13 protein-coding genes are annotated in these 12768 nt (G+C 66.4%); 8 read left to right on the top strand and 5 right to left on the bottom strand.

The genetic code is table 11. The annotated features are described in order from the left end of the window. Positions 1-200 precede the first annotated feature (200 nt). Together IM816_RS12040 and epmB are read right to left on the bottom strand one after the other, a co-directional pair. The gene (locus tag IM816_RS12040) at positions 201-2264 is read right to left on the bottom strand and encodes an EAL domain-containing response regulator (protein WP_250338266.1); all 2064 of its coding nucleotides are present in this window, start codon (positions 2262-2264) and stop codon (positions 201-203) included. A gap of 101 nt (positions 2265-2365) precedes the next feature. Beyond that, the gene (gene epmB, locus IM816_RS12035) at positions 2366-3391 is read right to left on the bottom strand and encodes an EF-P beta-lysylation protein EpmB (protein WP_250338265.1); all 1026 of its coding nucleotides are present in this window, start codon (positions 3389-3391) and stop codon (positions 2366-2368) included. A gap of 87 nt (positions 3392-3478) precedes the next feature. Here epmB and efp point away from each other — a divergent pair, with 87 nt between their 5' ends. The 7 genes from efp to folE2 all read left to right on the top strand — a co-directional run bounded on the left by efp (position 3479) and on the right by folE2 (position 9028). After that, positions 3479-4060 (top strand): elongation factor P, encoded by a 582-nt coding sequence (efp, locus tag IM816_RS12030; RefSeq protein WP_072321483.1) that lies wholly within the window; start codon positions 3479-3481, stop codon positions 4058-4060. A 101-nt stretch (positions 4061-4161) separates the two neighbouring features. After that, on the top strand, positions 4162-5499 hold the full coding sequence (locus IM816_RS12025) for a TRZ/ATZ family hydrolase (protein WP_250338264.1): 1338 nt from the start codon (positions 4162-4164) through the stop codon (positions 5497-5499). After that, positions 5496-5780, top strand: a complete 285-nt coding sequence (locus tag IM816_RS12020; RefSeq protein ID WP_250338263.1) for a YciI family protein — start codon at positions 5496-5498, stop codon at positions 5778-5780. The genes IM816_RS12025 and IM816_RS12020 overlap by 4 nt, the downstream gene beginning before the upstream one ends. A 4-nt stretch (positions 5781-5784) precedes the next feature. Then, positions 5785-6498 carry a bifunctional 2-polyprenyl-6-hydroxyphenol methylase/3-demethylubiquinol 3-O-methyltransferase UbiG gene (gene ubiG / locus IM816_RS12015; protein WP_250338262.1) on the top strand — a complete coding sequence of 238 codons (714 nt, stop codon included), beginning with the start codon at positions 5785-5787 and terminating at the stop codon, positions 6496-6498. Further along, positions 6495-7175 carry an HAD family hydrolase gene (locus IM816_RS12010; protein ID WP_250338261.1) on the top strand — a complete coding sequence of 227 codons (681 nt, stop codon included), beginning with the start codon at positions 6495-6497 and terminating at the stop codon, positions 7173-7175. The genes ubiG and IM816_RS12010 overlap by 4 nt, the downstream gene beginning before the upstream one ends. Continuing rightward, the gene (locus IM816_RS12005) at positions 7172-8008 is read left to right on the top strand and encodes a squalene/phytoene synthase family protein (protein WP_250338260.1); all 837 of its coding nucleotides are present in this window, start codon (positions 7172-7174) and stop codon (positions 8006-8008) included. Before IM816_RS12010 ends, IM816_RS12005 begins: the two co-directional genes overlap by 4 nt. Before the next feature lie 96 nt (positions 8009-8104). Next, positions 8105-9028 carry a GTP cyclohydrolase FolE2 gene (gene folE2, locus IM816_RS12000; protein WP_250338259.1) on the top strand — a complete coding sequence of 308 codons (924 nt, stop codon included), beginning with the start codon at positions 8105-8107 and terminating at the stop codon, positions 9026-9028. 42 nt (positions 9029-9070) lie between these two features. Here the strand turns inward: folE2 and IM816_RS11995 are convergent, their stop codons facing one another. The 3 genes from IM816_RS11995 to yidD are packed head-to-tail and all read right to left on the bottom strand — an operon-like array spanning position 9071 to position 11461. Then, on the bottom strand, positions 9071-9871 hold the full coding sequence (locus IM816_RS11995; protein ID WP_250338258.1) for a M23 family metallopeptidase: 801 nt from the start codon (positions 9869-9871) through the stop codon (positions 9071-9073). Then, positions 9868-11208 (bottom strand): dihydroorotase, encoded by a 1341-nt coding sequence (locus IM816_RS11990; protein ID WP_250338257.1) that lies wholly within the window; start codon positions 11206-11208, stop codon positions 9868-9870. The genes IM816_RS11995 and IM816_RS11990 overlap by 4 nt, the downstream gene beginning before the upstream one ends. Next, entirely contained in the window at positions 11201-11461 is a 261-nt protein-coding gene (gene yidD, locus IM816_RS11985; RefSeq protein ID WP_072321475.1) for a membrane protein insertion efficiency factor YidD, read from the bottom strand. The genes IM816_RS11990 and yidD overlap by 8 nt, the downstream gene beginning before the upstream one ends. Before the next feature lie 113 nt (positions 11462-11574). Between yidD and dksA the strand changes: the two genes are divergently transcribed. Further along, on the top strand, positions 11575-12624 hold the full coding sequence (gene dksA / locus IM816_RS11980) for an RNA polymerase-binding protein DksA (protein ID WP_250338256.1): 1050 nt from the start codon (positions 11575-11577) through the stop codon (positions 12622-12624). Positions 12625-12768 lie beyond the last annotated feature (144 nt).

Here is a 12768-nt window from a genome sequence, read left to right as displayed (position 1 = left end):
TCTGGGGTTGCCGAAGAAACACTGTGGGAGCCGCCATATAGCGGCGCGATACCTACGAAGCAAAGATAGGAGCCACCCTGGTGGCGAAAAGCCAACGAAGCGGTGTAGCCGCGAGGCAAGCACCTATCGCCAGCAGGCTGGCTCCCACCAGTGCAAGCCTACGTTGCCGCCGCGGCCGCTCCCACAAGAAGGCCGTGGCCTCACACGGGCATGTATTCCTCGGCCAGCACCTTGGCGGGTTCCTGCAGGAAGTTGCCCTGGATGAAGTCCACGCCGCAGGCGAACAGCAGCGACGTGCTCACAGCGTCCTCGACCCATTCGGCGACGGTCTGCTTGCCGGACGAGTGGCTTTCCTTGCAGATCTCGGCGATCTTCTTCTGGTTTTCCGGGTGCTGCGGCAGGTCGGTCATGAAGCTGCGGTCGATCTTCAGGTAGTCGGCCTCGACGTGGTTCAGCATCTGGAACGAGTTGAGGCCCGAGCCGAACTGCTCGATGGCGAAGCCGCCACCCGCCTTGCGCCACCCGGTGACGAATTCCTGGGTCGGTCGCAGGCTGGTCAGTACCTTCGATTCCGGCATCTCGATGACCAGCTTGCTGCGACGCAGGTTGGCCGTCTGTAGCCGGCGGATGAGCCAGGGCAGCAGTTCCGGGTCTTCCAGCGATTGCAGCGTCATCTTTACGAAGTAGGTGGTCGTGAGCCCATCGTTCTCGCGGTGGGCGAGGGCATCGATGGCATGGCCGAGCACCCAGCGATCGATCGCAGGTAGGAGGCCGTTGCGTTCGGCGACCGGGAAGAAGTACGAAGGCAGCACGTCGCCCTTGGGCCCGCGCATGCGGACAAGGATCTCGTAGAACTCGCCGGCGGCGTCCTGCAGGCTGATGATCTGCTGGTGGTAAAGCCGCAGGCCGTCTTCCGAGAGCGCCTGACGGACCAGATCCAGCCAGTACTGCTCGCGTTCGGCGTCGGCCTTTTCGCGCGCCGCCGGATCGTGCAGTTCGACGCGGTTTCCGCCTTGATTCTGTGCCGCACGCAGCGCGGTGCTGGCCTGATCGAGCACCGTTTCCGTGTTGGCGTTCTTCTCGGCGAGCAGCGTGCCGCCGAGGGTGACGGTAACGGTGAGAGAGCGGGAGCCCGCGTCGAAGATGGTTTCGGCGATGGTGGTGCGCAGACGCTCGGTGAGCGCCGCGTGTTCCAGGTCGCCGCGCGGCGACAGCACCAGGCCGAGCGTGTGGTCGCCGAGCACGCCGGCAATGTCGTCGTCGTCGATGGACTCGTTGACCTTCGCCGCGATGGCGGCGAGCAGGTGATCGGCGTTGCCGATGCCCGCGCTGGCGACGAGATCCTTCCAGTTGTCCGGTTCGAGCAGCACCACCGCCTGCCCGGCGCGACCGGCCGCGGCAGCGGCCACGGCCTCGTCGATGCACTCCAGCGTGTGTGCGCGGTTGAACAGGCCGGTGACCGGATCGCGCTGCAACTGCGCCACGAGCGCCGGGTCTACGGTCTGCTGGCGGAACACGATCTGCAGGCACGCCTCGCCTTCGAAGGTCGCGTGGGCGAACTCGACCATGGCCTTGAACGTGCTGCCGTCGTCTCGGCGCGCGAGCAGTTCCATGGGGGGTGGTACCTTGTCGCCCTTCGACAGCCCGCGCAGCGTGCTCTTGAAGTCGTCGGCATGGGTGCCGGCAACGAGATCGAGGATGGGCAGGCCAATGATGTCGTCGACCTCGGCAAAGCCGAAGGCTTCGAGGTAGGCCTGGTTCACGCGCACGTGCATGCCTTCGTGGACATAGGCGATGGCGTCGCGGGAGGAGTCGAGCAGCGCGTCGCAGCGCCGCTCGGTTTCGCGCAGCGAGGTTTCGAGGCGGCGAACGAGCCGGCGTGTGGACAGCGCGTCGAATTCCCGCTGCACCACGGTCAGCACCTGATCGGCGCGCTTACGCAGCACGACGCCGCGTACGCCGTTGGCGAACATGTCGGCGATCGTTTCGTCGTCGAGGGTGTCGACGACGGCGATGAGGGAGAGATCGCGGCCGCTGGCGTCGAGCTGCCGCATGACCGCGGCAGGATCGATGCCTGGCACGCCGGGATTCATCAGTACCAGGTCGGGCACGGTGTCACCGAGGGCCGCCTGGATTTCGTCCGGACTGGTGGCGCGGGCGGGTCGCACGGCGATGCCGCCGTTGCGCAATACATTGATCAAGAGTTCGGCGTCTTCGACCGAGTTCTCGATGAAGAGGATCCTGATGACGTTGTCGTGTTTCATGCCGTTCCGGTTGCCGCTTGCTCATCCCGCGGTGCGGCTTGGCCGTACCGCTCCCCCATAGCGCGGCCCGGCAGGTTCATGTCTGCCGGGTGTTGCCCATACTAACGCGCGAAATCGGCAATGGGACGTTTCGAGGGATCGCCCGGCAATTCACGGACCAGACGGGGGACCAGGTAGCCCGGCAGGCGGCCCCGGAGGCCTTCGAGCAGCTCCAGCGCGCGGTCGTCGTCGATCTCGAAGTGCGCTGCGCCCTGCACCTTGTCGAGCTGGTGCAGGTAGTAGGGCAGCACGCCGGCCGCGAAGGAGCGTTCGCACAGCGCCGTCAGCGCGTCTACATCGTCGTTCACGCCACGCAGCAGTACCGACTGGTTGAGCAGCGTGGCGCCCGCGGCCCGCAAACGCGCACAGGCCGCATCCACGGCGGCGTCGAACTCGTTGGCGTGATTGGCATGCAGCACCACGACCTTCTGCACAGGCAAGGCCGATAGCCAGTCGATGAACGCGTCGTCCACGCGTTCCGGCAGCACGATGGGCAGGCGCGTATGGATACGCAGGCGGATCACATGCGGCAGGTCGGCCAGGCCCCGGGTTAATTCCTGGAGCTTGTGGGTGGCGAGCGACAGGGGGTCGCCCCCGGACAGGATCACCTCACGGATGGAGTGGTCGGCATGCAGGTGCGCCAGCGCCTCGCGCCATTGCGCCGCGGCGGCGATTTCCTCGCCGTACGGGAAGTGGCGGCGGAAGCAGTAGCGGCAATTGACCGCACAGCTCCCGCTGGCGATCAGCAGGACCCGCCCGTCGTACTTGTGCAGCACCCCATGGCCGGCGCGCGAGGCCATGTCGCCCACGGCGTCCACGGAAAAGCCGTCGGCCGTGGCGGCCTCCTGGGCGCGTGGCAGCACCTGGAGCAGCAGGGGGTCGGCCGCATCGCCCTGACGCATCCGTGCGACGAAGCCACGGGGCACGCGCAGAGGGAACCCCTCGTCGCCCGGCGGCAGGAGGTCGGGGCGATGCGCGAGGCCGACAGCGGCCAGGAGTTCGCCGGCATCCGTGATGGCGTCCCGCCAGAGCTCGCGCCAGCCTGCGGTGGGCGGCGATAGGCGGGGAGTGGGGCTTGCGGTTATCATTGCGGACCTTGGATCGGGCCGTAATGCCCGTGACGGACCCTATTTTAGCCGCCCACGGGGCGGATTTAACCCTGGAGCAGAAAGCGCATGGCGAGTCTTGGCCTCAATGACGTCAAAACGGGCAAGAAGATCCTTCACAATGGCGATCCGTGGGTCATCACCGAGGCCGACTTCATCAAGCCGGGCAAGGGCCAGGCGTTCACCCGTATTCGCGTCCGCAACTTGAAGGACGGTCGCACGACCGAACTCACGCTGAAGTCGAGCGATTCGTACGAAGAAGCCAACGCCACGGATACCGACGCCACGTTCTCGTACGTCGAGGGCACCGGCAACGATCGCGAGTGGGTCTTCATGCACTCGGAGACCTTCGAGCAGTACCGCGCGAACCTGGCCGCCATGGGCGACGCGTGGAAGTGGCTCAAGGGCGACGAGGAATGCGTCATCACCATCTTCAATGAAACCCAGATCATCGCCGTGCAGGCGCCGAAGTTCGTCGAGCTGAAGATCGTCGAGACCGATCCGGGCGTGCGCGGCGACACCTCGGGCGGCGGCGGCAAGCCGGCCACGCTTGAGACGGGTGCCGTGGTTCGCGTGCCGCTCTTCGTCAACCAGGACGAGATCATCAAGGTCGACACCCGCACGGGCGAGTACGACAGCCGCGTCAAGTAAGGCCACTCTTCGCCCTGATATCGCGGCACGGCAGCCTCGGAGCACTTCCGAGGGCCGTGCCGCTCTTGCATGAGGCTCCCGCTTTTCCTACCGAGGCCCCGATGACCGCCAGCCCTACCGATATCGATCTGCTCCTTGAGGCCCGTTGGGTCGTGCCCGTCGAACCCCATGCCGTGGTGCTCGACGAACACGCCGTCGCGGTCCACCGCGGCGAGATCGTGGCGATCCTGCCCATCGCGGAAGCCCGTGCCCTCTACGCCCCGCGCGAACGAGTGGAACTGCCGGAGCATGCGCTGATTCCCGGCCTGATCAACGCGCACACACACAACCCCATGACGCTGTTGCGGGGCCTGGCGGACGACCTGCCGCTGATGACCTGGTTGCGCGAGCACATCTGGCCCGCGGAAGGGCGGGTGATGGGGCCCGACTTCATTCGTGATGGCGTCGAACTCGCCGTGGCGGAGATGATCCGCGGCGGCACGACCTGCGCGAACGAAAACTACTTCTTCCCCGACGTGATCGCGGCGACCTATCGCGCCATGGGTTTCCGCGCCGTGATCGGTCTTCCGGTGATCGACTTTCCCACCGCGTGGGCGAAGACGTCCGACGAGTACTTCAGCCGCGCGCTGGAAGTGCACGATTCGCTGCGTGGCGAGCCGCTGCTTACCACGGCGTTCGTGCCGCATGCGCCGTACACGGTGTCGGACGAAAATTTCGAACGCATCCGCGTGCTTGCCGATCAGCTCGATATTCCCATCCACCTGCATACGCACGAAACGGCGCACGAGGTGGAAGAGGCGGTGGAGAAGGACGGCATCCGTCCGTTCCAGCGCCTGCAGAAGCTCGGCATCGTCAACGATCGCCTGGTTGCCGTGCATATGACGCAGTTGACCGACGCGGAGATTGCGGCGTGCGCGAAGGCCGGCGTGTCGGTGGTGCATTGCCCGGAGTCGAATCTCAAGCTCGCCTCGGGCTTCTGCCCCGCCGAGAAGCTGCGCGCGGCCGGCGTCAACGTCTGCATCGGCACCGACGGTTGCGCCTCGAACAACGATCTGGACATGTTCGGCGAGATGCGCACCGCCGCCCTGCTGGCGAAGGCCGTGGCGGGTGACGCAGCCGCCTTCGACGCTGCCTACGCGCTGCGTGCGGCCACGCTCAATGGCGCTCGTGCGATCGGTCTCGGTGAGCGGGTCGGCTCCATCGAGGTCGGCAAGCGTGCCGATCTCGTCGCCGTTCGCCTCGATGCGCTCGAAACGCAGCCGCTGTACCACGTGGCGTCGCAGCTGGTGTATGCCACGGGGCGGCATCAGGTCAGCGACGTGTGGATCGACGGCCGGCGCAAGCTCACGGATGGCGATCTCGTCGATATCGATACCGCGGCCATCCGCGCCAAGGCGCGCGCGTGGCGCGAACGCATTGCAGCGGGGGATGCCGCATGAGCGAACCGGTGCACCTCTACCTTGTGCTCGCGATGCGCACGCCGCATTTCCAGGCAGAGGCTGGCGAGGCGCACAAGGCGTTTCTTGCGGCGCTGACCGAACAAGGTGTGCTGGACGCCACCGGTCCGTTCACCGATGGCAGTGGCGGTGCCTATCTGCTGCGTGCGGCCGATCTCGCGACCGCTACCGAACTTGCCCACCGCGATCCCTTGCACACCACCGGATCGTCGACCCTTACCGTCCATGAGTGGCGCGTGCGTCGCTTTGCGGCGAAGGAGTAACACCATGCAGACCCAAGCCAACCCCAACGTCAGCGCGGAAGAAATCGCCCGCTTCGAAAAACTCGCCGCCCGCTGGTGGGATCCCGATGGCGAATCGCGACCGCTGCATGACCTGAACCCCGTACGCGCCGCCTATGTGGCGGGCCGCGCAAACCTGCGTGGCGCCCGTGTGGTCGATGTCGGCTGCGGTGGCGGCCTGTTGAGCGAGGCTCTGGCGCGCGCAGGCGCCAACGTCACGGCGATCGATCTGGGCGACAAGCTCATCGAGATCGCCAAGCTGCATCTGTTCGAGTCGAACCTGCAAGTCGATTACCGCGTGCAGTCGTCGACGGCACTGGCCGAGGCCGAGCCTGCCTCGTTCGACGTGGTCTGCTGCATGGAGCTGATCGAGCACGTGCCCGACCCGCAGGCGCTGATCCGCGACCTCTCGGCGATGCTGAAGCCCGGTGGCCAGCTCTTCCTGTCCACGCTCAACCGCACGCCTGCTGCATTCGGTGCCGCGATCGTCGGGGCGGAGTACGTCATGGGTCTGCTGCCGCGGGGCACGCATCGCTACGCGCAGTTCCTGAAGCCGTCCGAAGTCGCCACGATGCTGCGTCGCTTCGACCTCGAACTGGAAGACATCAAGGGGCTGGCGTACAACCCGCTCACGCGCAACGCCAGCCTCTCGTCCAATACCGCGGTCAACTACGTGCTGGCGGCGAGGAAAGCGGGATGAGCATCCTGCCGTTCCGGCCGGACGGGGTGTTCTTCGACCTCGACGGCACGCTGCTCGACAGTGCGCTGGATCTCCACGCTGCGCTGGTCGATCTGTGCGCGGAGGAGGGCGTCGCCCCGCCGCCGTACGAGCGAGTGCGACCGGTGGTATCGCGTGGTTCTCGCGCCATCATCGGCGTGGGGTTCCCCGAGATCACCGCGGAGGCGCTGCTGGCGCTCGTGCCGCGCTATCTCGCCATCTACGAGGCGGCGATGGCTCGCCACACGGTGGCCTTCGATGGCGTGGAAGCCCTGCTCGCGGGTCTCGACAACGCCGCGATCCGTTGGGGCATCGTCACCAACAAGCCTGGATTCCTGACGGACGCACTGTTGCCGCAGGCTGTGCCGCACTGGAAGCCGGCAGCGGTGGTCTCCGGTGACACGCTGCCGGTGAAGAAGCCCGATCCCGCGCCGGTGCTGCACGCGTGCGCACTCGCCGGGTGCGAGGCGGCACGCTCGGTGTTCGTCGGGGACGACCGTCGCGACATCCTTGCGGGCAACGCGGCGGGGCTGTTCACTGTGGCGGTGCGCTGGGGTTACCTCGATGGCGGCGATCCGGACGCGTGGGGCGCGGATGCCGTGCTCGATCACCCGGACGATCTTGCCGCGCTGCTGGGCGTCAGGGAGGCTGCGGCGTGAGCGACAGCGCTACCCAGAGCTTCATCGACAAGTGGTTGGCGGTCCAGCCGCAGCAGCGCGTGGCGCTCGGTTTCGTCGCGCCGTCGGTGCGCGACGAGCGCGTGGCGCTCGCAGCCTTCGAGCAGGAACTGGTCGCGACGGCCTACGGCATCCGTGAGCCGAGCGTGGCCGCGGCGAAGCTGCAATGGTGGGCGGAGGAATTGTCCGGTGCCCCGGCCAGCGGCGGTCGCCATCCGTTGACCCAGGCACTGTTCGCGAGCGAGCGGGCTCGCGCGATTCCCGCGGACATCTGGCTGGCGCCGGTGCTGGCAGCGATGGCGCAACTGGAGCAGGGCACGCCGTCGGATTTCGCGGCACAGGTCGCGGCCTCGCAAGGGCTGCACGGCGCGCTGGCGCGCCTCGAGAACATGTGGTGGTTCGGTCCCGACGCGCCGACCGAGGCCGCGTCTCGCGTGGCGACGCTGTCGCATCTGGTGTTCGCCTTGTCGCGGCTCGAGCTCGATGCGGAACGCGAGCGCCTGCCTTTGCCCATGGCGCGACTGGCGCGGCACGGCCTCGCGCGCGCGCAACTCAAGATCGATTCGCCAAGCCGTCGCGACGCGTTGCGTGCGCAACTGGGCGAACTGGCCGACGGCCTGCGTGAGGCGCTGGCGCAGGGGGAGCCGATTAGCACCTTCCGCGGATTGGAGGGGCGGACCTCGCTGTCCACGGCGCGCTCGGCCGCCCGCGCAGGCGAGCCTTTCGCCGAGTTGCATCGACGCCAGTCGCGCACCGGCCCCGCCACGGCGATCCGGGCATGGCTTGCGGCGCGGCATGCAGAGCGATTCAACTGAACGGACCGTTTCCCGGCACTCACCATTGAGCCACCTCCCCGGGCCCCCATGTGGTCACGGTAAGCCGCCCGCGGCACGTCCCAAGGATTTTCCCTGATGTACATCCACGATTCTCCCCATCGCCTGCTGCCGGACGTCGCTTCGCAGGAACATGCCCTGGCCGTCGGCACGCTCGACTGGGTAGGCATGGACGGCATGGAAATGCCGGTGGCGTTCGATGCCGGCGACGGCGACGTCCGCTCGACCGGCGCGCGTGTCGGTGCCTTCGTCGATCTCAAGAAGCCGGAAGCGCGCGGCATTCACATGTCGCGGCTCTATCTGCTGGTCTCCGACGCCTTGTCGGCGGCCCCGTTGACGGTTGCCGGCGTACGCGGCCTGTTGCAGTCGTTCCTGTCCTCGCATGAAGGCCTGTCCGATCGCGCGCGTATCACGATCCGCTTCGAGCATCTCGTGCGCCGCAAGTCGTTGCGCAGCGAGAACAGCGGCTGGCGTGCGTACCCGGTCACCATCGACGCCACGCTCAACGGTGACGACTTCCGCATCGAGATCACCACGGACGTGGTCTATTCGTCGACGTGCCCGGCCTCTGCAGCGTTGTCACGGCAGCTGATTCAGGACAACTTTGCCAAGACCTTTGCGGCCGGTGAGCCGCTGGATCGGGAGACGATCCTGGCATGGCTGGGTACGGAGCAGGGCATCGTCGCCACGCCGCATGCGCAGCGCAGCACCGCCACCATTCGCGTTCGTCCCGTGGGCGAGGGCGTGTTTCCCCTCGTGGACATGATCGATAACGTGGAAGCTGCGCTCGGTACGCCCGTGCAGACGGCCGTCAAGCGCGCCGACGAGCAGGCCTTCGCCCTCGCCAACGGGCAGAACCTGATGTTCTGCGAGGACGCGGCGCGGCGCATTCAGAAAACGCTCGAGGTCGATCCGCGGATCGCCGATTTCCACCTGCGCGTGGCCCATCACGAAAGCCTGCATCCGCACGATGCCGTGGCGTTCGCTTCCAAGGCGCGCTGAAGCGGTTCGCGTCCAGGGCCTGTTACAGGCCCTGGACAGGCCCTAGGAATTGGGTTCGATGCCTGGCAGCAGCAGGGGATCGAGGCGCACACCGAACCAGTTGAAGCCCCAGTGCAGGTGCGGGCCCGTAGCGCGGCCCGTCTTGCCCGCCGCGCCGATGATCTGCCCCTGGTGAACGCGCTGGCCGACCTTCACGTCGATCCGCGACAGATGCAGGAAGTTGGACGACAGCCCGAAGCCGTGGTCGAGCAGCACCGTACCGCCGGTCAGGTAGAGATCGGGGTTGGCGAAGGTGATTACACCGTCTGCGGGCGCCTTGACCGGCGTGCCTTCGGGCACGGCGATGTCCATGCCCGAGTGCGGTGCTTTTGGATCGCCGTTGTAGATCCGCTGGTTGCCGAAGCGGCCGCTGATCCGGCCCGTGACGGGCCAGATGAAGCCATGTGCGAAATCTTCCCGGGCGTCGTCCCGCGAACGTGCAGCGACGACCGCTGCCTGTTCGCGCTCGATGCGCGCGGCCACGGCCGGCGGCGGGTTCACCGTGCCGGGCGGCACGCCCTCCACGCGCTCGATCGGCCAGTCGCGCGGGACGACGGCGAGGTTATGTCGCACGTCGCCTACCGTCACGACGACAGGGCCTTTCTCGTCACGCCCCACGCCGAAGACGTAGACCCCGTCGGGGGCTACGTGTACCGGTCTGTCGTCGACTAAGACGCGGGCGCCGGGTTTGGCATGCGCGACCACGAGTGCGCCCTGGGACACGCTCGTCGGAAGGTCCTGGGCAGCCGCCTGCGCCTGGCCGGAGAGCAGTAGCGCGCCGAGCGCGCCGAACCATTGCCTCATCGATCGAACGCCAGCCGCTGGCCGCGTACGTTGCCGTCCACGGTCTTGCCATCCCACACGCGCTGGCCGTTGACGAAGGTGGAGACGATGCTGCTGCTGAAGGTGGTGCCTTCGAATGGCGACCAGCCGCACTTGGACAGCACCTCTTCTCGCGTCACGGTGTGCTTGCGCTTCGGATCCACCAGTACGAGATCGGCGGCGTAGCCTTCGCGCAGGAAACCTCGCTTTTCGACGTCGAACAGCTTTGCCGGCGCGTGACAGACGGTTTCGACCACGCGCTCCAGGGTGAGCTTTTTCTCAAACACGCGTTCCAGCGCGGCCTGCAAGGCAAATTGGACCAGCGGCAGCCCCGACGGCGCCTTGTCGTACTTCTGTGCTTTTTCTTCGAGCAGATGCGGCGCGTGGTCGGTGGCGAGGACGTCGAGACGGCCCTCGGCCAGCGCCTTAATGATCGCCTCGCGATCGGCCTCGTCCTTGATCGCCGGGTTGCACTTGATGAGGAAACCCTTCTCGTCGTAATCGGCCTTGCCGCCGAAATGCAGGAAGTGCACGCAGGTCTCCGCCGTGATCCGCTTACCTTCGATAGGACCCGGTTCGAACAGGGCGAGCTCGTCGGCGGTGGAGATGTGCAGCACGTGGAGACGGGTGTTGTGCTTTCTCGCGAGCGAGATCGCGAGGCGCGTGGACTTGATGCAGGCCTCGCGCGAACGGATATGGGGGTGTTCCCAGGCGGGGATGTCCTCGCCGTACTTTTCGTGCGCCTTCGCGAGGTTCGCATCGATCATCGGCGTGTCTTCGCAATGCGTGATGATCGGTGTCGGCGCATCGCGGAAGATGTGGTCAAGGGTTTCCGGGTTGTCGACCAGCATGTTGCCGGTGGAAGCGCCCATGAAGACCTTGATGCCCGGTGCGCTCTTAGGATCGAGTGCGCGGATGGCCTCGAGGTTGTCGTTGCTCGCGCCGAGATAGAACGCGTAGTTGACCACGGAGGTTTCGGCAGCGCGCGAGTACTTGGCTTCGAGCGAGTCGCGGTCCAGTGCCGGTGGCTTCGTATTCGGCATTTCCATGAAGCTGGTGATGCCGCCTGCCGCACACGCGCGGGATTCGCTGGCGATGTCGGCTTTCTGCGTGAGGCCGGGTTCGCGGAAATGCACCTGATCGTCGATCATGCCCGGCAGCAGCCACAGGCCGGTGGCGTCGATGACCTGTTCGTCACGCCGATTTTCCAAGCCTTGCGCGATCGTTTCGATTTTTCCGCCGCTGACGCGGACGTCGGCGGTGAAACGTCGGCCTTCGTTGACGAGTTCGGCGTTCTTGATGAGCCAGGCGTCAGTCATGGGTATGTGCTCCTTGAGCGCCGCAGCGGCGCAGGACGAATTGGTCGGGTACGGGATCGTGGCCGCCTTCGCAAAGCGGCTGGCAGCGCAGGATGCGCCACGCACTGAGCGTGCCGCCGCGCAGCGGACCGAAGCGGGCGATGGCGACCCGGGCATAATCGGAACAGGAGGGATGGAACCGGCAGCGGGCTCCGAGCAGGGGGCTCAGCCAGCGTTTGTAGAGGGAAAGCAGGAATAGGAGGAGGCGGGTCACTGTGTGTCGGTGTTCGCCGGCATAAGCAGTCCACAGTATCCCAGAAGATAGGTTGCTGGGGTAACGCATCTGGGCTATAACACCCCGCCGCCACGGCCACCGAGGTGAAGGAAATGGCGAAAGACGCTCGTAGTTCCGCAACCGCCAAGGGCGCCGCCAAGAAGGGCGGAGCCGGCGACGTGAAGAAGGCCAGGACGGTAGTGGCCGGGGTGAAGTCGACCAAAACAACCGCGAAGTCGCCCGCGAAGACGGCGGCCCAGCCTGCCCCGAAGAAAGCGGCTGCGCCGGCGAAGAACGCCGCAGCGAAGCCTGCACCGAAAGCGGCCGCCAAGAAGGCGCCAGCGAAGGCTGCCCCGGTGAAGGCTGCCAAGGCGGCACCGGCAAAAACCGCCACGAAAACTCCGGCGAAGGCCACAAAGGCGCCCGTAAAGGCGTCTCCGGTCGCCGCCAAGAAAGCAACGCCGCCGGCCGCTGCGAAGAAAGCGCCGCCGGCACCGGTGAAGTCGGCGCCCGTCCCGGCGCCTGCACCCGCCAAGAAAGCCGCAACCGCCGTGCCCGCCGCCAGCCCTGAAAAGGGTCGTTCGGCATCGGCAGTTGCCGCCGCGCCACCCAGGACTGCGTCCGCGGTGGCCGGCACCAACCCATCCAGAAACGAGAAGTCCGCTCAAGCAAGCATGAACAGCACTGCCTCCCATACCGCCGACAACGGCATCACGCGCGAAGACGGCCGCTATGCGCTGCCCGCTTCGACCGTCATTGACCTCCCGAAGGGCTACAAGCCGGGTGACGACGAGGAGTACATGAATCCCCGTCAGCTCGCCTATTTCCGTAACAAGTTGAAGGAATGGCGTGAGCAACTGGTCGAGGAATCGCGCCAGACGATGGACAACCTCCGCGAGGAAGTCCGCGACGTCGGCGACGAGGCCGAGCGCGCCACGCGCGAGACCGAGAATTCGCTCGAACTGCGCACGCGCGATCGCTACCGCAAGCTCATCTCCAAGATCGACAAGGCCCTGCGCCGTATCGAGGAAGGCCGCTACGGCTTCTGCGAGGAGACCGACGAGGAGATCGGTGTCGATCGTCTCGACGCGCGCCCGATCGCCACGCTGTCGCTCGACGCGCAGGAGCGTCGCGAACACCTGCAGAAGCAGATGGGCGACTGATCGTTCTTTCCGGCACCCGGTAACGAAAGAGCCCCGCAACGCGGGGCTCTTTCGTTTGGTGAGGCCAGCAAGGCGGCGATGGGAATTTGCGGGCGGGAGCCAGCTTGCTGGTAGGAGCCAGCTTGTCGGTGGGAGCCAGCCTGC

Origin of the sequence: Luteibacter flocculans (genome assembly GCF_023612255.1) — a bacterium.
Taxonomy (GTDB): Bacteria; Pseudomonadota; Gammaproteobacteria; order Xanthomonadales; family Rhodanobacteraceae; genus Luteibacter; species Luteibacter flocculans.
This window is presented reverse-complemented; position numbering and strand designations above follow the sequence as displayed.

Excerpts from the sequence above, each read along its gene's own strand:
- IM816_RS12040 (WP_250338266.1), bottom strand. The coding sequence starts at position 2,264 with ATGAAACACGACAACGTCATCAGGATCCTCTTCATCGAGAACTCGGTC.
- epmB (WP_250338265.1), bottom strand. The coding sequence starts at position 3,391 with ATGATAACCGCAAGCCCCACTCCCCGCCTATCGCCGCCCACCGCAGGC.
- efp (WP_072321483.1), top strand. The coding sequence starts at position 3,479 with ATGGCGAGTCTTGGCCTCAATGACGTCAAAACGGGCAAGAAGATCCTT.
- IM816_RS12025 (WP_250338264.1), top strand. The coding sequence starts at position 4,162 with ATGACCGCCAGCCCTACCGATATCGATCTGCTCCTTGAGGCCCGTTGG.
- IM816_RS12020 (WP_250338263.1), top strand. The coding sequence starts at position 5,496 with ATGAGCGAACCGGTGCACCTCTACCTTGTGCTCGCGATGCGCACGCCG.
- ubiG (WP_250338262.1), top strand. The coding sequence starts at position 5,785 with ATGCAGACCCAAGCCAACCCCAACGTCAGCGCGGAAGAAATCGCCCGC.
- IM816_RS12010 (WP_250338261.1), top strand. The coding sequence starts at position 6,495 with ATGAGCATCCTGCCGTTCCGGCCGGACGGGGTGTTCTTCGACCTCGAC.
- folE2 (WP_250338259.1), top strand. The coding sequence starts at position 8,105 with ATGTACATCCACGATTCTCCCCATCGCCTGCTGCCGGACGTCGCTTCG.
- IM816_RS11995 (WP_250338258.1), bottom strand. The coding sequence starts at position 9,871 with ATGAGGCAATGGTTCGGCGCGCTCGGCGCGCTACTGCTCTCCGGCCAG.
- IM816_RS11990 (WP_250338257.1), bottom strand. The coding sequence starts at position 11,208 with ATGACTGACGCCTGGCTCATCAAGAACGCCGAACTCGTCAACGAAGGC.
- dksA (WP_250338256.1), top strand. The coding sequence starts at position 11,575 with ATGGCGAAAGACGCTCGTAGTTCCGCAACCGCCAAGGGCGCCGCCAAG.